17 protein-coding genes are annotated in these 18,310 nt (G+C 64.6%); 4 read left to right on the top strand and 13 right to left on the bottom strand.

Going from position 1 to position 18,310, the window contains the following annotated elements; genetic code table 11:
* Positions 1–32 precede the first annotated feature (32 nt).
* A complete protein-coding gene (locus tag FJ948_RS17285; RefSeq protein WP_140706405.1) occupies positions 33–1,124 on the top strand; it encodes an LLM class flavin-dependent oxidoreductase in 1,092 nt (363 codons plus the stop codon).
* A gap of 24 nt (positions 1,125–1,148) precedes the next feature.
* Here the strand turns inward: FJ948_RS17285 and FJ948_RS17280 are convergent, their stop codons facing one another.
* The 13 genes from FJ948_RS17280 to FJ948_RS17220 form a co-directional block, all read right to left on the bottom strand.
* On the bottom strand, positions 1,149–1,544 hold the full coding sequence (locus FJ948_RS17280) for a RidA family protein (RefSeq protein WP_140706403.1): 396 nt from the start codon (positions 1,542–1,544) through the stop codon (positions 1,149–1,151).
* Between the two features lie 70 nt (positions 1,545–1,614).
* Positions 1,615–2,763 carry an acyl-CoA dehydrogenase family protein gene (locus tag FJ948_RS17275; protein WP_140706401.1) on the bottom strand — a complete coding sequence of 383 codons (1,149 nt, stop codon included), beginning with the start codon at positions 2,761–2,763 and terminating at the stop codon, positions 1,615–1,617.
* 230 nt (positions 2,764–2,993) lie between these two features.
* Entirely contained in the window at positions 2,994–3,806 is an 813-nt protein-coding gene (locus tag FJ948_RS17270) for an enoyl-CoA hydratase family protein (protein ID WP_140706400.1), read from the bottom strand.
* Positions 3,803–4,273: a MarR family transcriptional regulator gene (locus FJ948_RS17265; protein ID WP_140706398.1), complete on the bottom strand. Its 471-nt coding sequence runs from the start codon at positions 4,271–4,273 to the stop codon at positions 3,803–3,805. The genes FJ948_RS17270 and FJ948_RS17265 overlap by 4 nt, the downstream gene beginning before the upstream one ends.
* Positions 4,267–5,040 (bottom strand): SDR family NAD(P)-dependent oxidoreductase, encoded by a 774-nt coding sequence (locus FJ948_RS17260; protein WP_140706396.1) that lies wholly within the window; start codon positions 5,038–5,040, stop codon positions 4,267–4,269. The genes FJ948_RS17265 and FJ948_RS17260 overlap by 7 nt, the downstream gene beginning before the upstream one ends.
* Positions 5,037–7,331, bottom strand: a complete 2,295-nt coding sequence (locus FJ948_RS17255; RefSeq protein WP_140706394.1) for a bifunctional salicylyl-CoA 5-hydroxylase/oxidoreductase — start codon at positions 7,329–7,331, stop codon at positions 5,037–5,039. The genes FJ948_RS17260 and FJ948_RS17255 overlap by 4 nt, the downstream gene beginning before the upstream one ends.
* A 143-nt stretch (positions 7,332–7,474) precedes the next feature.
* The gene (locus FJ948_RS17250) at positions 7,475–8,074 is read right to left on the bottom strand and encodes a VOC family protein (RefSeq protein WP_140706392.1); all 600 of its coding nucleotides are present in this window, start codon (positions 8,072–8,074) and stop codon (positions 7,475–7,477) included.
* Between the two features lie 77 nt (positions 8,075–8,151).
* Complete coding sequence (locus FJ948_RS17245) at positions 8,152–8,982, bottom strand: ATP-binding cassette domain-containing protein (protein ID WP_140706390.1); 831 nt, start codon at positions 8,980–8,982, stop codon at positions 8,152–8,154.
* Positions 8,975–9,853, bottom strand: coding sequence for an ABC transporter ATP-binding protein (locus FJ948_RS17240; protein ID WP_140706388.1), 879 nt, complete (start codon positions 9,851–9,853; stop codon positions 8,975–8,977). Before FJ948_RS17240 ends, FJ948_RS17245 begins: the two co-directional genes overlap by 8 nt.
* A complete protein-coding gene (locus FJ948_RS17235) occupies positions 9,850–10,698 on the bottom strand; it encodes an ABC transporter permease (RefSeq protein ID WP_140706386.1) in 849 nt (282 codons plus the stop codon). The genes FJ948_RS17240 and FJ948_RS17235 overlap by 4 nt, the downstream gene beginning before the upstream one ends.
* Complete coding sequence (locus FJ948_RS17230) at positions 10,691–11,698, bottom strand: ABC transporter permease (protein WP_140706384.1); 1,008 nt, start codon at positions 11,696–11,698, stop codon at positions 10,691–10,693. Before FJ948_RS17230 ends, FJ948_RS17235 begins: the two co-directional genes overlap by 8 nt.
* 88 nt (positions 11,699–11,786) lie before the next feature.
* Complete coding sequence (locus tag FJ948_RS17225) at positions 11,787–13,316, bottom strand: ABC transporter substrate-binding protein (RefSeq protein ID WP_140706382.1); 1,530 nt, start codon at positions 13,314–13,316, stop codon at positions 11,787–11,789.
* Between the two features lie 109 nt (positions 13,317–13,425).
* A complete protein-coding gene (locus FJ948_RS17220) occupies positions 13,426–15,000 on the bottom strand; it encodes an NAD(P)/FAD-dependent oxidoreductase (protein WP_140706380.1) in 1,575 nt (524 codons plus the stop codon).
* Positions 15,001–15,119: 119 nt separating this feature from the next.
* Between FJ948_RS17220 and FJ948_RS17215 the strand changes: the two genes are divergently transcribed.
* The 3 genes from FJ948_RS17215 (at position 15,120) to FJ948_RS17200 (ending at position 18,267) form a co-directional block, all read left to right on the top strand.
* On the top strand, positions 15,120–15,911 hold the full coding sequence (locus tag FJ948_RS17215) for a cyclase family protein (protein ID WP_140706378.1): 792 nt from the start codon (positions 15,120–15,122) through the stop codon (positions 15,909–15,911).
* Positions 15,912–16,213: 302 nt separating this feature from the next.
* Complete coding sequence (locus FJ948_RS17205; RefSeq protein WP_140706376.1) at positions 16,214–17,785, top strand: NAD(P)/FAD-dependent oxidoreductase; 1,572 nt, start codon at positions 16,214–16,216, stop codon at positions 17,783–17,785.
* On the top strand, positions 17,785–18,267 hold the full coding sequence (locus FJ948_RS17200; protein WP_140706374.1) for a MarR family transcriptional regulator: 483 nt from the start codon (positions 17,785–17,787) through the stop codon (positions 18,265–18,267). Before FJ948_RS17205 ends, FJ948_RS17200 begins: the two co-directional genes overlap by 1 nt.
* Positions 18,268–18,310: the final 43 nt, after the last annotated feature.

The raw sequence follows: 18,310 nt of genomic DNA, 5'->3' as shown, positions 1-18,310 counted from the left end.
GTAGCGTGCGATCTTCGCCGGGAGGTCGCGACATGAACAAAGCACATCCGTTGCAAGGCACCAACAAACTCAAGCTTGGCGTCTTCTCGACCAACGCCGATGGCGGCCTTGCCATATCGGATGTGCCTGAACGCTGGACGGCAAGCTGGCAGGACAATCTGACGGCCGCCCAGATCGCCGACCGGGCCGGGCTGGAGTTCATGTTGCCGATCGCACGCTGGCGTGGCTTTGGCGGCCGCAACAAGGTCAGGGAAATGTCTTTCGAGACCTTCACCTGGGCGGCGGCGCTCAGCGTGGCCACCGACCGCATCGGTCTGTTCATGACCGTGCACGTGCCGCTTGTGCATCCGCTCTATGCCGCCAAGGCGCTGGCGACCGTCGACCACATCAGCCAGGGCCGTGCCGGGTTGAACATCGTCTGCGGCTGGAACCCGAAGGAATTCGGCATGTTCGGCACGCCGCTGGTCGAGAAGGGTTACGACCAAGCAGCCGAATGGATCGAGATCCTCGAGAAGCTCTACGCGTCGGCGGAGCCGCTTGACTATGACGGCACCTATTATCACCTCAAGGAGGCGGTCAGCCGGCCGGCCAGCCTGCAGCTTCCGCGCCCGGTGACCATGAACGCCGCTTTCGGCGGCCCGGGCCGCGATTTCGCCGCCGCCAGATGCGATTATCTGTTCACGACTTTTTCCGAGATGAGCGATGCCGGCAAGCATGTCGCCGACATCAGCGAGCGGGCCGACAAGGTTGGCCGGGAGGTCGGCGTCTACACCGTGGCGCATGTCGTCTGCCGCCCGACCATGGAAGAGGCGCAGGCATATTATAAAAGATATGCCGTCGATCTTGCCGATCACGAGGCGGTCGATGCGCATATGGCGGGAAAAAAGGAATTCTCGCAGTCGCACGACCCGCATGCCTATGACGCCTACCGCCAGCGTTTCGCCGGCGGCGCCGGCACCTATCCGCTGATTGGGACGCCGCAAACGATTGCCGCCGACATGGCCGCCATATCAAAGCACGGCTATCAGGGCATCGCCCTGTCCTTCGTCAACTACACGCAGGAGCTACCCTATTTCTGCGATCACGTGCTGCCGCTGCTGAGGCAGGCCGGGCTTCGCGAATAAGATATTCCGGGGAAAGCGAATTCTTTATTCCGGAATAACGGCAGTCGCCTGGATCTCCACCTTGGCGCGATCCTCGACCAGCGCCATCACCTGCATGGCGGCCATTGCTGGAAAATGCCTGCCGATCACGTCGCGATAAGCTTCGCCGATCCCCTTGAGGTTGCCGAGATATTCGGTCTTGTCGGTAAAATACCAGGTCATCGAGGTGATGTGCCGTGGTTCCGCGCCGGCCTCGGCCAGCACCGCGACGATGTTCTGGAGCGTCTGGCGCACCTGGCCGGCGAAGTCGTCAGTCTCGAACTGGCATTGCCCGTTCCAGCCGACCTGTCCGCCGACGAAGACGAGCCTGCCGCGCGCCGCCACGCCATTGGCGTAGCCGACCGGTTTTGCCCAGCCTTCCGGCTGCAGGATCTCGTGCATGTCGTCTCTCCGCCTGTCCAATATCGGGTCCGCAATATCCGTGTCGAAAAATTCCGTGGTCGCGACCTGTTCAGGCCGCGCCCATCACTTGCCGCGCGATCACCACCTTCTGCACGTCCGAAGCGCCCTCATAAATGCGCAGCGCGCGGATCTCGCGATACAGGCTCTCGATGATGTGGCCCTTGCGGACGCCGTCGCCGCCATGCAGTTGCACCGCGTTGTCGATCACCTCCTGCGCCTTGTCGGTGGCGAACAGCTTGGCCATCGCCGCCTCGCGCGTCACCCGCGCGGCGCCCATGTCCTTGGTCCAGGCGGCGCGGTAGACCAGCAGCGCCGCCGCATCGACGTCGAGCGCCATGTCGGCGATGTGGCCCTGCACCATCTGCAATTCGGCCATCGGCGCGCCGAACAGTTTGCGCTCGGCGACTCTGTTGATGCTTTCATCGAGCGCCCGGCGGGCAAAGCCGAGAGCCGCTGCGCCGACGGTCGAGCGGAACACGTCGAGCACCGACATGGCGATGCGGAACCCATCGCCCGGCCTGCCGATCAGTGCCGAGGCCGGCAGCCGGACCTGGTCGAAGGATAGCCTGGCCAGCGGGTGCGGCGCGATCACTTCCAGTCGCTCGGCAATGCCGAGGCCCTTGGCATCGCCCGGCACGATGAAGGCCGAGAGGCCCTTGGCGCCCGGCGCTTCGCCGGTGCGGGCAAAGACGACATAGAAATCGGCGATGCCACCATTCGAAATCCAGGTTTTTTCGCCGGACAAAACATAGCTGTCGCCATCGCGGGTCGCCGTCATCTCGGTATTGGCAACGTCAGACCCGGAGCGCGGCTCCGACAGGGCAAAGGCGGAGATCGCCTTGCCGGCGCGGGTCTTTGCCAGCCATTGCTGCTGGTCCGGCGTGCCGAACAGGCTGAGCGCGCCGGTGCCGAGCCCCTGCATGGCAAAAGCGAAGTCGGCGAGCCCATCATGGCGCGCCAGCGTCTCGCGGGTGATGCAGAGCGTGCGCACATCGAGTGGTCGCGGATTGCCGGTGTCGAGCGCCGTCGGCTTCAGCCAGCCGTCCCGGCCAAGCATGGCCACCAGCTCGCGGCACGCGGCATCGACGTCGTGATGATCGACGGGCAGGTTTTTCGCGCACCAGGTGTCGAGGTGTTCTGCGAGCTCGCGATGGCGGTCTTCGAAGAACGGCCAGTTGAGGAAAGAGCGGTCAGGCATGGATACCTCCGCAATTCTGCGAGGTCTGCACTCTACGGCGCCCCCCTCTGTCCTGCCGGACATCTCCCCCTCTAGGGGGGAGATTGGCAGCTTGCGCGCCGGACCCCGTCCTGCGGTGCTGGCGATTGGCGAAAGCGGCGATGACAGCCGATCTCCCCCCTAGAGGGGGAGATGTCCGGCAGGACAGAGGGGGGCGCTGTCCCGCCAGCGTCTCCAAAGAAGCGCTCATCTCAATTCCCCTCGAACACCGGCTTTTCCTTGGCCACGAATGCCCGATACGCCCGTTCGAAATCCCGCGTCTGCATGCAGATCGCCTGCGCCTGCGCTTCCGCCTCGATAGCCTGGTCGAGGCCCATCGACCATTCCTGGTTGATCTGCGTCTTGGTGATGCCGTGTGCGAAGGTCGGGCCGGAGACGATGCGGGCCGCCATGTCGAGCGCGTCGGCCTCGAGCGCCGCGGCGTCGACCAGCCTGTTGTAGAAGCCCCAGCGCTCGCCTTCCGTCGCCGTCATGGTTCGGCCGGTGTAGAGCAGTTCGGCGGCGCGGCCCTGGCCGATGATGCGCGGCAGGATCGCGCAGGCGCCCATGTCGCAGCCGGCAAGACCGACGCGGGTGAACAGGAAGGCGGTCTTGGCCTCCGGCGTGGCGATGCGGATGTCGGAACTCATGGCGATGATGGCGCCAGCGCCGACCGCCACCCCATCGACCGCGGCGATGATCGGCTTGCCGCAATTCAGCATCGCCTTGACGAAATCGCCGGTCATGCGGGTGAAGGCCAGGAGCTGCTTCATGTCCATCTTGACCAGCGGGCCGATGATGTCGTGGACGTCGCCGCCCGAGCAGAAATTGCCGCCATTGGACAGGAACACCACGGCGTCGACGTCGTCGGCATAGACGAGGTCGCGGAATGTGTCGCGCAGCTCGGCATAGCTGTCGAAGGTCAGCGGGTTCTTGCGCTCCGGCCGGTCAAGCCGGACCTTGGCAATCCTACCCTCGACCTCCCACAGGAAATGCTTCGGCTTGAGGCCGGCCATTGCAGTCATTCGCGTCCCTCCCAATTGCTGCGGAACGAGGTCAGCATGCCGGTCAGCCGGCGGGCATCCTCCTCGCTGACCTTGCCCAGCAATTCACCGATCCAGCCCTCATGCGCGGCGGCGATGGTGGCAAAGGACTTCGTGCCCTCCTCGGTCAACCTAACCATCGAGGTGCGGCGGTCGCCGTTGCGGCGTGCGCGCGCCACCAGTCCTTCCGAAACCAGCCGGTCGACGATGCCGGTGACATTGCCGTTGGAGACCAGCAGGAAGCGCGACAGGTCGCTCATCAGCATGCCCTCCGGCGCCCGGTAAAGTGCCGCCATCACGTCGAAGCGCGGCAGCGTCGTGTCGAATTCCTTCTTCAGGCGCTCGCGCAGTTCGGCCTCGATCGTGCGTGAGGCGCGCAGCAGCCTGATCCACAGGCGCAGCCGGTCCTTGCCGGGCCCCGATGGCATGGGCAGGGGGCCGGCTACCATGTTTCACCTCCCGAGATCGAAATCGCCTGTCCGGTGATCGATTGCGCCGCGTCGCCGCACAGCCAAAGCACGGCTTCGGCAATTTCCAGCGGCTGGATGAAACGGCCCTGCGGGTTGGTCGAGGCAAGGCTCGCTCTTGCCTGTTCTGCGGAGCGTCCGGTCTTTTCGACGATGCGCTGGATGGATTCCTCCAACATGTCGGTCTCGACGAAGCCCGGACACACCGCATTGACGGTGACCCCGGATTTCGCCGTCTCGGCGGCCAGCGCCCGCATCAACCCGATGACGCCATGCTTGGCCGCCACGTAGGGCGCGACATAGGCGTAGCCTTTCAGACCGGCGGTCGAGGCGATGAAGACGATCCGCCCCGATTTCCGCGCGGCCATGCCGGCCAGCGCCGGCTTCACCGTCAGGAAGGCTCCGGTCAAATTGACGTCGAGCGTCCGCTGCCAGTCGGCAAGCGTAGTCTTGTGCGCAGGCGTGCTGCCGGCCATGCCGGCATTGGCGACGACGATGTCGAACGGTCCGCGCGCGGCCTCCGCCTGGATGTAGAGCCCGGCCATCGCCGCCTCATTGGTGACGTCGGCGGCAATGCCATGGATGCGAGCGTTCTCGCCCGCCACCTTGGCGAGTTCAGCTTCGCGACGCCCACATATGGTCACATCGACACCAGCCTCGGCCAGTGTCAGCGCGATGGCCCGGCCGACGCCGGATCCACCGCCGGTGACCAGCGCGTGCTTGCCGGGGATCGTCGCTGCCACCGTCATACTTTCAGCCCCGCCGCCGCATCGCGCTCGGCTAGCCGGTAGATTTGGTCGCGTCCGGGCAAATAGGGATCCGGCCATTTGACGCCTCGGTCGCCGAGTGTCACCGCCGCATGCAGCGTCCAGTAGGGATCGGCGAGATGCGGCCGCGCCAGCGCGACCAGATCGGCGCGGCCGGCCATCAGGATCGAATTGACATGGTCGGGCTCGTAGATGTTGCCGACAGCCATCGTCGCCATGCCGACCTCGTTGCGGATGCGGTCGGAAAACGGCGTCTGGAACATGCGGCCGTAGACCGGCTTGGCGGCAACCGACGTTTGGCCGGCCGAGACGTCGCAGATATCGACGCCGGCCTCATGCAGCAGCTTTGCGATCTCGACGGCATCGGCGGGCGTGACGCCTTCGATGCCGACCCAGTCATTGGCCGAAATGCGCACCGAGATCGGTTTTCCCGCCGGCCAGGCGGCGCGCACCGCATGGAAGATTTCGAGGGGATAGCGCATGCGATTTTCCAGCGAACCGCCATAGGCGTCCGTGCGCCGGTTGGTTACCGGCGTGATGAAGGACGACAGGAGATAGCCGTGCGCGGCATGGATCTCCAGCATGTCGAAGCCGCAGCGATGAGCCATTTCGGCGGAGGCCACGAACTGGTCGCGCACCAAATCCATGTCGGCGCGGTCCATCGCCTTCGGCACCTGATTCTGCGGCGACCACGCGACGGCCGATGCCGCCATGACAGGCCAGTTGCCCGAGGCGAGCGGCACGTCGGTGCCTTCCCAGCCGACACGGGTCGAACCCTTGGCGCCGGAATGGCCGATCTGGGCGCAGATCCTGGCCTCGGTTTCGGTATGGACGAAATCGACCAGCCGCTTCCACGCCACCTCATGCTCGGGCGCGTAGAAGCCGGGGCAGCCCGGCGTGATCCGCCCTTCCGGGCTGACGCAGGTCATCTCGATATAGACGAGGCCCGCGCCGCCCTTGGCGCGCTCGGCATAGTGGGTGAAATGCCAGTCGGTCGGGCACCCGTCGACGGCCTTGTACTGCGCCATCGGCGAGACGACGACGCGGTTGTTGAGCCTGAGGTCGCGCAGCTTGAAGGGCGCGAACATCGGCGCCCGGCGCAGCCTGTTGCCGCCGGCACCGGCCTGGCGCTGAAACCACTCTTCCGCGCTTTCAAGCCATTCGGCATCGCGCAGCCGCAAATTCTCGTGGCTGATGCGTTGCGAACGGGTCAAGAGCGAATAGTTGAACTGCACCGGATCCAGGCCGAGATAGCGCTCGACCTCCTCGAACCATTCCAGCGAATTGCGTGCCGCCGATTGCAGCTTCAGCACCTCGGTGCGGCGCGCATCCTCATATTTGCGGAACGCGGCCTCGAGGTCCGGTTCGGTTTCGACATATTCGGCCAGCGCCACCGCGCTTTCCAAGGCGAGCTTGGTGCCGGAACCGATCGAGAAATGCGCCGAGGCCGCCGCGTCGCCCATCAGCGCCAGATTCTTGTAGGACCAGCGCTCGCACAGCACGCGCGGGAAATTGATCCAGGCCGAGCCCCTGATGTGGTTGGCATTGGTCATCAGCGCATGGCCGCCAAGATGTTTGGCGAAGATGCGCTCGCACACCGCGATGGACTCCTGCTGCGACATCGCGCCGAAGCCGAAGGCGGTCCAGGTCTGTTCGCTGCATTCGACGATGAAGGTCGCGGTCTCGCTGTCGAACTGGTAGGCGTGCGCCCACACCCAGCCATGCTCGGTCTTCTCGAATATGAAGGTGAAGGCATCGTCGAATTTCTGGTTGGTGCCGAGCCAGACGAACTTGCATTTGCGCGTGTCGATGTCGGGCTTGAAGATGTCGACGAAGCTGTTGCGCGCCCTGGAGTTCAGCCCATCGGCGGCGACGACGAGGTCATGCGTCTCCATATAGGGTTTTGGGTCGGCGATGTCGGTTTCGAACATCAGTTTGACGCCAAGTTCGCGCGCGCGCCGCTGCAAGAGGACCAGCAGCCGCTTGCGGCCAATGCCGCAGAAACCGTGGCCCGATGAGACCGTCCGCACGCCGTCATGGATGACGGCGATGTCGTCCCAATAGGCGAAATGCTTCTTGATCCAGACGGCGCTGACCGGATCATTCTCAGCGAGATTATCGAGCGTCTCGGCCGACAGCACCACGCCCCAGCCGAACGTGTCGTCGGCGCGATTGCGCTCGAACACCGTCACGTCGTGCGCGGCGTCCCTCAGTTTCATCGAAATGGCAAAGTAGAGGCCGGCTGGTCCGCCGCCGAGAACCGCAACCCTCATCCGTGCGATCTCCTCTTCGCTTGCTATGCCTCAGTATCGCGCCGGAGGTATGATATTTCAAGCTTAAAGTTTTATGTCGAAATGATTAGGCGGGGATTGCGTGGCGCGCTTGCGTGACATCCCTGCAAGCGCGCCACGGGAGATCATTTCTCCGGGTTCTTCGGGCTCCACAGCACCGTTTCGGCACCCTTCTCATAGGCCATGCCAGAGGGATAGCTGATCGCTTCCAGCTGCAATCCCCACGGCGCCTGGAAATAAAGGATGGTCTGGCCGGCGGCGGGCCCTTCCTTGACCGGCAGCGGCCCCAATCTCGTCTTGACGCCCTTGCCATCGAGATAGGCTTTGGCGGCGGCGACGTCATCGACGTAAAGGGCGATATGGAAGCCGCCAATGTCGCTGTTCTTCGGTGTCAGATCCTTCTGGTCGGGCGCGGTGTATTTGAACAGCTCGATGTTCGATCCATAGCCGCAGCGCACCATGGTGACCTGCTCTATGACAGCCTTCGGATCGACGCCGAGCAGGTCCTGCATGAAAGTGCCCTTGTCGTCGGCGAACGGGCCGAACGACATCGCCTTCTTGCAGCCGACCACTTCGGTGAAGAAATCGACCGCCTGCTTCATGTCGGGGACCGTGATGCCGGTATGGTCGTGGCCGCGCATGCCAGGGATCGAATCCGCCGAGGCCGCTCCCATCGAGCCCAACAGGATCGCGGCAATCATCGTGCCGCGGGTTGCGTAGTTCATGTTACCCTCCGTTCGCGGGCTGATTTCGCCCCCATGCACGTCCGAGGCCCGCTCTTCGGCGTGCGGGATGAACAGTCTTAGGCCGGCGCCTTCTCGGGCGGCCGCAGCCAGTCCGCGTCGATCTCGGGAAGCGGAATGGCGGCAAGCAGGTCTCGCGTGTAAGTCTCCCTGGGATTGTCGAACAGCGCATCGGTGTCGCTCGCTTCGACGATGCTGCCCTCGCGCATGACGATCACCTGTTGGCAAAGCCGCCGGATGACCGACAGATCGTGGCTGATGAAGGCGATCGTCAGGCCCATCTCCGCCGCGAGCTTCTCCAGCAAGGTGAGGATCTGCGCCTGCGTCGAGACGTCGAGCCCGGAGACGATCTCGTCGGCCAGCACGAATTTCGGCGACAGCGCCAGGGCGCGTGCAATGCCGACGCGCTGGCGCTGGCCGCCCGACAGTTGGTGGCGGTAGCGGCTGGCGAAGCTCTGCGGCAGGCCGACGCGTTGCAGTGCCTCGGCGACGCGCGCTTTCAGATTGTCGCCAAGTCCATTCTGCTTCAGCGGCGCGGCGATGATGCTGGCGATGGTGCGGCGCGGGTTGAGCGACGACATCGGATCCTGAAAAATCATCTGCAGGTCGCGGCGCAGAGGCCGCAACCCGGCCTCCGGCAGGTGGGTGATGTCACGGCCTTCGAAACGAATCTCGCCGGCGCTCGGCTCCAGCAGCCGCACCAGCGCACGGCCAAGCGTCGATTTGCCCGACCCGGATTCGCCAACGATTCCGGTCACCGAGCCCTTGGGCAGGTCGAAGTCCAGGCCTTTCAGGATTTCGGCCAGCGGCGCGCGCCCGATCAGCGGCTTGCGCGTCATGTCGGGCAGCGCGACCTTCAGCCCGCGCACGGAAAACAGCGGCTCAGCCATGCGGGCGCCTCCATGCCTGGTCGGCCGCCGCGATCTCGGCCGCAAGTCCGGCCAGCACCGTCTCGTCCACGGGTTTCAGCGACGCGAAGGGGGCGGTGTAGCGCGGCGTCGCGGCCATCAGCGAGCGCGTGTAGGGATGCCGAGGTGCGGCAAAGAGGTCAGCGGTCTCGGCCTCTTCCACCACCTTGCCGGCATAGAGCACCGACACTTTCTGGCTGATCTTGGCGACGACGCCGAGATCATGGGTGACGAACAGGATCGCGGTGCCGTGCTCGCGCTGCAACGCGGCGATCAGCCGAAGGATCTGCTTCTGCACGGTGACGTCGAGCGCCGTGGTTGGCTCGTCGGCAACGATCAGCCGTGGCTCGGCGGCGAAGGCTGCGGCAATCAGCACGCGCTGGCGCATGCCGCCGGACAGTTCGTGCGGATAGCTCTTCAGCACGCGGTCGGGATCGCGGATCTGCACTTCGTCCAGCAATTGCCGGACGCGCTTGTCCGCCTTGTCGCCACTCCAGCCCAGGATGCGCACCAGCCGGTCGGTCATCTGCGGGCCGATGCGGCGCGACGGGTTGAGCGCTGTCAGCGGGTCCTGCGGGATCAGCGCGGTGCGCGCGCCGATCAGCGTGCGCCGCGCTTTTGGCGGGAGTTTGCCGAGGTCTTCGCCCTCGAGCCTCATATCGCCTTCGACGATCCGTACGCTCGACGGCAAAACGCCAAGCACCGCCTTGCCGATCATCGTCTTGCCGGCGCCGCTCTCGCCGACCAGCGCGTGCACTTCGCCGGGTTGCACAGTGAGCGAGACAGAGCGCAGCACGCGCTGGCCGTTGGCCAGCACGGCGCTCAGATTGGCGATGTCGAGACAGGCGCTCATCGCAGCACCGGATCGAAACGCGTCTTCAGCGCCTCGCCGAACTGGCTGAACGACAGCACGGTCAGGATCAGCGTGATCAGCGGGAACACCAGCACCCACCAGGCCTGATGGATCGACAGCCGGCCCTCGGCGATGATGCCGCCCCAGGTCGGATCGTCGGTCGAGATCGACAGATTGACGAAGGATAGGATCGCCTCGACGATGACGGCGATGCCCATTTCCAGCGACAGCAGCGCCACGATCGACGGCACCACGTTGGGCAGCACTTCGCGCAGCATGATGCCGATGCGGCCGTAGCCGGCGATGCGCGCATTCTCGACATAGTCCATGCGTGACTGCCCCATCGCCTCGGCGCGGATCACGCGGCAGAAGCGCGTCCAGTCGATGATCGCGATGGCGAGGATGACCGAGCTCAGGCCCGTTCCGAGCACGGCGACCAGGAGGATGGCGAACAGCACCGGCGGAAACGCCATCCAGATGTCGACGATGCGCGAGATGATGCGATCGGCCCAGCCGCCGAAATAGCCCGCGATCAGTCCCAGCGTCGAACCGACGACGCACGCCGCGATGGCCGCTGCAAAGGCGACGATGAAGGCGATGCGGCCGCCGAAGATCAGCCGGGACAAGAGATCGCGACCGAGACTGTCGGTGCCAAGCCAATAGCCCGGCTCGGCGCCATCGAGCCAGAACGGCGGCAGGCGCTCCAGCATCAGATCCTGCGCCAGCGGATCCTGCGGCGCGACCAGCGGCGCGAAGATCGCGGCCAGCAGTGCCAGCAGCAGCCAGCCGCCGGCCAGCCACAGTCTCGGGCTCAATCGGCGCCTGATGATGCGTGCCTCATCCATGGCGCAGCCTCGGATTGAGCAGCGCATACATCATGTCGACGACGAGGTTGATCAGCACGAACAGCAGCGCGAAGACCAGCACGATGCCCTGGATCAACGGCAGGTCGCGGTTGATGACGGCGTCGATCGCCATGTTGCCGAGCCCCTCATAGGAGAACAGCCGCTCGACGATGACGGTGCCGCCGATGAGGAAAGTGAACTGCACGCCGATCAGGGTCAGTGTCGGCAGCGCGGCGTTCTTCAGCGCCTCGCGCAGGATGACCTGCGTTTCCGAAAACCCCTTGACCCGCGCCAGCACGACATAGTCGAGGTCGAGCACTTCCTTCAGCGACTGTTTGAGAAGCTGCGCGATGATCGCCGCCAGCGGCAGCGCCAATGCGACGGCCGGCATGAGCATGTGTTTCAGGAGGTCCCAGGTCAGGTCGAAGCGCAGCCGCAGCAAGCTCTCGAAGAAGTAGAACTGGGTGACGAAGGGCAGGTCGAGTTGCGGCGACACCCGGCCCGAAATGTCGAAGATCGGCACAAGCACGCCGAACAGCAGGATCAGCACCAGGCCCCAGAGGAAGTCGGGGATGGAAAGGGCGGCGCCGCTGGCGATATCGATGCCGGCTTCGACCGCCGTACCGCGCTCGCGGGCGCCAAGGATCGCCGTCGTGCCGCCGATCGCCACCGCCATGAGGAGCGCTACGATGGCGAGCTCCAGCGTTGCCGGCAGCCGGTTGAAGACCAGGCCAAGCACGTCTTGCCGCAGCGAAATCGAGGTGCCGAAATCGCCCCTGACGACGCCGGACAGCCATATGAAGAACTGCTCGACGATGGTCTTGTCGAGCCCGTAGAGCGCGCGCAGCCGGCCGATATCGGCATCCGTCGCGCCCGGCGGCAGCATCATGGCGATCGGATCGCCGGGCGCGATGCGGATCACGACAAAGACGACGACGGCCACGCCGAACAGCGTGATCAGCATCGTCAGCAGACGAATCAGGAATCGTTGCAGGAGCATCTAAATCTTTGCAGGAGCCCGTGGGCTCGTATGCCGATGGAAATGCGCGCCGTCATTGGCGACGGCGCGCGCCAATTCCAGGCCTATATCAGGCCGGCGTCATCAAGGCCGGCAGCAGCGCACCGGAAATATGCTGCACGACTTTGACGCCCTTGGCATGCACGATCGGCTGCGCGAACTGCACCACCGGCAGCACATAAGCCTGCTCGGCGATGTATTTGTCGACCGCCTTCCAGCCGGCGATGCGCTTGGCCTCGTCCTTTTCGCCCCACAGCGGACCGATCTTGGCATCGAGGTCGTCGGTCTTCCACGACGAGTGCGGCGACGGGCCGAACATGGCGAAACCGGTCGACGTCGTCGGATCGCCGATGGCGTTGCCCCAGTTGTAGAAGGCCGCCGGCGCCAGCTTGTGCGCGGCGCGCAGCTCATAGTGCTTGGCGATCTCATAGACTTCGATGGTTGCCTCGATGCCGACCTTGCGCCACATGCCGACGATCGCCTGCACCATCTCATAGTCCTTGGGCTTGAAGCCCTTGGTCGTCTGGATGGTGATCTTGGCCGGTTTTTCAGGCGAATAACCGGAGGCCTTGAGCAATTCCTTGGCCTTTTCCGGATTGTGCTCGACCTTGATCGACGGGTCGTAGGCGGCATATTCCGGCGTTTCCAGCGTATCGATCGGCTGGCCGTAGCCGCGCAGCAGCCGCTTGACCAGTAGCTCCTTGTCGACGGACATCACGGCCGCCTGGCGGACATTCTTGTCCAGCATGGCGTCCTTGTTGTTGAAGAAGATCATGCCGATGTCGGACACGTTCTTGATCGAGCCGGCAAGTCCGTCCTTGGCGATCAGTCGATCGTATTCCTCATAGGGAATTTCGAGCGTCACCTGCGAGGAGCCGGATTCGATCTCGGCGACGCGGCTTGCGGCGTCGGTGACGAACTTGATCGTCACATTGTCGAAGGCCGGCTTGCCGCCCCAATAGTCCGGGTTGGCCTTCAGCCGCAGGAAGGCGTTGCGCTCGAATTTTTCCACCATGTAGGGACCGGTGCCGATCGGCGCCTTTTCGAAGCCCTCCGCGCCGACCTTCTCGTAATAGGCCTTGGGCAGGATGTAGCCAGTCAGGAACGACATCCACTTGAAATAGACCGGGTCGAACTGCACCACGTCGCCAGTGATCTTGTTGCCGTCGATCTTGAAATTGTTGACGTTCTTCCAGACGAACTGGATCGGGTTGCCGGTCTTTTCGTCGCCCGCGCGCTGCAGCGACCAGACGACGTCTTCCGGTGTGAAGGGCGAGCCGTCATGCCATTTCACGCCTTCGCGCACCGTCATCATCACCTTGGTGTGGTCGTCGTTCCAGCCCCATTCGGTGAGCAGGCCCGGCGCGAAGGACAGGTCCGGCTTCTGCGGTATGAATTGGTCGAACACCGATTGGTAGAGGCCCTGGATGGTCGGGTTGACGGCCGACGGTCCGGTGGTCGGATCCCAGGACGGCAGGTTGACGTTGTAGGCGATGGTCAGCTCGCCGGCTGCGGCGTTGGCGATCTTTGGCAGGCCGACGGCCGCCACGCCAAGTGCCGCGGCACTGTATCCCAGCAATTCGCGTCTGTTGATTGTCATGGTCGTTCCCCTTGTTGTTTGTTGTCTTTGCGCAGCAATGTCAGGTCATTGATTCAGGCTTCGTGGGCAGCAGCGCTTGCCTCTCGTCGCCTCTGTGAAGTCGTCGGGCCTACCTCCCGCCAAGCTGTTGCGCGAGCATGAAGCCGGAGGCCGCACCCGTGCCGGCGCCGGGCCATGTCGCGGCGCCCGTCAGATGCAGGTTGAGGACCGGCGTGTTCCAGCCGGCATGGCCGCGCGCCGGGCGGAACAGGAAATTCTGCGCCAGATGATGGCTGCCGCAGATCTGGTCGCCACCGACCAGGTTCGGGTTCTCGTGCTCCAGGTCGATCGGCGAAAACACCGCGCGACCGGGGATTTTCGCACGCAGGCCGGGCGCGTAGGTTTCGATGATGTCGAGCACGCGCTCGGCATAGGCCTCCTTGACCTGATCCCAATGTGCCGGGGCGATCTTGCCCGCGGCGTCGCCCAGGATTTCGGCGGGCAGCATGCGCACCTGCACCCACAGTACATGCTTGCCCTCGGGCGCCCGCGACGGATCGACCGCGGTCGGCTGGCCGACGACCAGAACCGGCTCGTCCGGCAGCAGGCCTGCCATCGCCTGCTGATAGGTGCGCGACATCTGGTCGAGCGATGGCGCCAGATGGACATAGGCGAACTGACGCAGCTCTGCCCCGGCGCGCCAGTCAGGCAAACCGTCGAGCGCCAGATGGATCATCATCGTGCCCGGTGCATACCGGAATTTCCCCATCGCCGTGTCGAAGCCGGCGTCACCGGAACCGTTTGGCAGCAGCTTGCCGGTCAGCGCCTTGGGCGCGACGCCGGCGATGACCGCCCTGGTGGCGCTATGCGTTTCGCCGGATGCGAGCCGCACGCCCGTCGCCTTGCCGCTGGAGACCGTGATCTCGGCGACGTCGGCGCCGGTGACGATCTTGCCGCCGGCCGATGTCACCATGCCGGCCAGCGCCTTGATGATCGTGTTGGCGCCACCCTTGCCCAGCACCATGCCAAAGCTCTGATTGGCCATCGATTCCAGATAGGGGAACACCGCGCCGCCGGCGATGTCGGGCGCAAAGTCGAGATGCATGCCCCAGGTGGCGAGCGTTGCCCGAACATGCGGCGACTCGAAGTTCTCCTCAAGCCATGCGCGCGGCGACGACAACAGCAGGCGCCCGGTATCGAGTGCGCCGGCGATGCCCTTCTTGCGCCACAAGTTCCAGGCTGTGCTTGCAAGCGCGCGGGCGCTCATCGGCGATCCCAGCAGTCGGAACAGGTGCTCGGCCTCCACGGGAAAGGCGGCAACCAGCCTGCGCCATGTCGCGGCGTCGGCCGTTGAAAAGGCGGCCATGCGGCTGGCGGTCTTCTCCAGATCGTTGCTGACGCCGAACCAGCGCCCATCCGGAAAGGCGCTGGCGAAACAATCGGCGACCGGTGCGAACTCCAGTCCCTGCGCTTTCAATTCATTTGCATATTTCCGGTGAAAGGCGGAGCCGGCAAACAGGCTCAGATTCATCGCGCCGAAGTCGTGACGGAAGCCGGGAAGGGTGAATTCGCGGGTTTGCACCGCGCCGCCAATTGTTGCGTTGCGCTCGAAAACGCCGGTTTTCCAGCCTTTGAGCGCCAAATGCGCGGCGCATGCCAGACTGTTGTGGCCCGCCCCGACAAAGATGGCGTCGAACTCGCTCACGCCCCGTTCCCATTTCCTTTATGCTTAAAGATAATTGCAGATGCATATGTTTTCGTCTAGTAGGTATATTAAGGGCCGAGACGAGCCTTGATCATGTCAGACAAGAGGGAACAGAGACCATGGACACGCAAAAACTCCTTGGCGAAGTCGCCGGCCAATTGCTTTCGGGCGCCATCAGGGTGGTCGACCTGTCGGCGCCGCTCGGGCCCGATACGCCGCTGATCAAGCTGCCGCCGGAACTCGCCGTAGACACGCCGAAGGTCGAAATCCACAACATCTCCCGCTACGACAAGAACGGTCCATGGTGGGCCTGGAACTGGCTGAAGCTCGGCGAGCATTCGGGCACGCATTTCGATGCGCCGCAACATTGGATCAGCGGCAAGGATTATCCGGACGGCGCTACCGACACCATTCCGGCGCAGAATTTTGTCGGCCCGGTCAATGTCATCGACTGCTCCAAGGAGGCTGCCGCCGATCACGATTTCCTGCTCACCGTCGACCACATCAAGGCATGGGAAGCCAAGCATGGCGAGATCAACCCCCGCGAGTGGGTGGTGATGCGCACCGACTGGTACAAGCGCAACGGCTCGGAAGCCGAGTTCCTCAACGCCAACGAAACCGGCCCGCACACGCCCGGCCCGACGGCCGAAGCCATCCAGTTCCTGATCAGCAAGGACATCAAGGGCTGGGGCTCGGAGACGATCGGCACCGATGCCGGCAAGGCCGATGGCATGGAGCCGCCATTCCCGGCGCACACGCTGATGCACAAGGCTAACCGTTATGGCCTGGCCAGCCTCTGCAACCTCGACCAACTGCCGCCGAAAGGCGCCATCCTGATTGCGGCGCCGCTCAAGATCGAACACGGCACCGGCAGCCCGATCCGCGCGCTGGCACTTGTGGCGGGGAAATAAGGGAGCGGTCTTCGGGAGAAGATCATGGTCGCGGTCGATGTCAGATTGATGGGTGGGGAGCGGCAGCCTTGCAGCGCTGGCGCTCACCCCCCTCTGTCCTGCCGGACATCTCCCCCTCAAGGGGGGAGATTGGCAGCTTCGTCACTCCGCTCAATCCTGCGTCGTATACAAGTGGCGAAAGTCGCGATGACAGCCGATCTCCCCCCAAGAGGGGGAGATGTCCGGCAGGACAGAGGGGGGCGCCGTAGAGCGCCAGCCCACGCAATCGAACGCCATCTCCCAGAGACGGCGAGCACCCGCCAATGACCGCGCCCGACCACATCATCGTCGGCAGCGGCATCAACGCGTTGGTCTGCGCCGCGATGCTTGGTGGCAAAAGCGCCAGGGTGCTCGTCCTCGAACGCAACGACCGCATCGGCGGCTGCATGCGCACCGAGGAGATCACCGCGCCGGGCTTCCTCCATGACGTGATGGCGACGACCTTCGTGCTGTTCATCACCTCGCCGGCCTTTGCGGCACTGGGCGCCGACCTCGCGCGCCACGGGCTGGAATTCTGCCACACCGGTACCCCGACCGGCATGCTTCGCCCGGACGGCAGCCACGCGGTGCTCACCACCGATCGCGCCGTCAACGTCGCCGCGCTCAACGCGATCGCGGCGGGCGACGGTGACCGCCACGCGGAAGATGTCGGCGGCATCGAACGCAATGCCGGCCTGCTGTTCGGCCTGCTCGGCGGCAGTCTGTGGTCCTATCCGACGGCCAAGCTGTTGGCCGGCGATGCCTGGCGGCGTGGTCCGCGCGGGCTCGCCGCCTTTCTCGGCGACGCGCTGGTGCCGGCGCGGGGTTGGCTCGAAAGCAGCTACCGATCGGAGACGGTCCGCGCGCTCTGGGCGCCCTGGGTGCTGCATGCCGGACTTGGCCCGGAAGACGCCTTTTCCGGCCAGATCGCCAAGGTGATCGCCTTCGCGCTGGAGGCGGCCGGCGCGCCGATCGTCAAGGGCGGCGCGAGGAACCTGCTTGCCGCCTTCGAGGCCCTGATCCGGGAACGCGGCGGCGACATCCAGACCAGCGCCGACGTCGCCTCGATCGTCCAGACGGGCGGCCGCGCCTCTGGCGTGCGGCTGGTCTCTGGCGAGACCATCACGGCGAACAAGAGCGTCATCTGCTCGGTCACGCCGACGCAGCTCTACGGTCGCCTGCTCGGCAAGGACGCGCCGAAGGACGATGTCGAGGCGACGCGGAAATACCGCTACGGCAAGGGCAATTTCCAGATCCATTACGCTCTCGACAAGCCGCCGTCCTGGCGCGGCGAAGGCCTGGACAAGGTGGCGCTGCTGCATCTGACGCCGGGGCTCGATGGCGTCTCGAAAGCCTGCAACGAGGCGGCGCGCGGCATGCTGCCGGAAGTGCCGACCATCTGTGTCGGCCAGCCGCATGCGCTCGACCCGTCGCGCTGCCCGGAAGGCAAGGCGATCCTGTGGCTGCAACTGCCCGAGGCGCCTCGCCAGATCAAGGGCGACGCCGCCGGCAAGCTGCAGGCACCGGCTGATGGGCAATGGACCGACACGTTGCGCGAGGCCTATGCAGATCGCGCCGAAGCGATCCTCGCCAGCCATATCGACGGCTTCAAGGACAGCGTGATCGCGCGCCGCGCCTATTCGCCGGCCGATCTCGAGGCGATGAACATCAACCTGGTCGGCGGCGATCCCTATGGCGGCTCCTCGACCATCGACCAGGCCTTCCTGTGGCGGCCGTTCAAGACCAGCCGCAACCACCAGACAGGCATCAAGGGCCTCTATCATATCGGCGCCTCGACCCATCCCGGTGCCGGTCTCGGCGGCGGCTCCGGCTTTCTCTTGGCGGGGAAGCTCTAATGGAACAGAAGGTCGCCGAAAAACGCAAGCGCATTTCGACCCTCGGTCAGATCGGCCTGCAGCAATTCGCGCCCTATCTGATGAACCGCATCATGGGCCGCTACAACGCCACCTTGCGCGACGATTTCCGCAAGCAGGGCTTGACCATTTCGCAGGTCCGCACGCTGGCCGTGCTGTCGGTCACCGACGGCGTCACCGTCAACGACCTCTCGGTCTACACCGTGATCGAACAGTCGACCCTGAGCCGCACGCTCGACACGCTGGAGGGGCAAGGCTTCGTGCGGCGCGAGCAGGGCGTGAGCGACAGCCGCATCCGCCATGTGTTCCTGACCGACGAGGGCCGCGCAGAGTTCACCCGCGCCTGGCCGGCCATGCATGACGCATTCGAGGCGATGTTCGACGATATCGACGATGCGGAATATGCGGCACTGATCGCCACACTTTTGAAGATGCTCAAGAACATTCGCAAGCACGACATCTAGATGTACGCGCCGCCAATGCCGGGCGAATACGGGCCGGGCGGCA

Source organism: Mesorhizobium sp. B2-3-12, from assembly GCF_006442205.1.
Lineage (GTDB): Bacteria > Pseudomonadota > Alphaproteobacteria > Rhizobiales > Rhizobiaceae > Mesorhizobium.
Note: the sequence above shows the minus strand (reverse complement) of the source record. Positions and strands in the feature narration are given on the sequence as shown.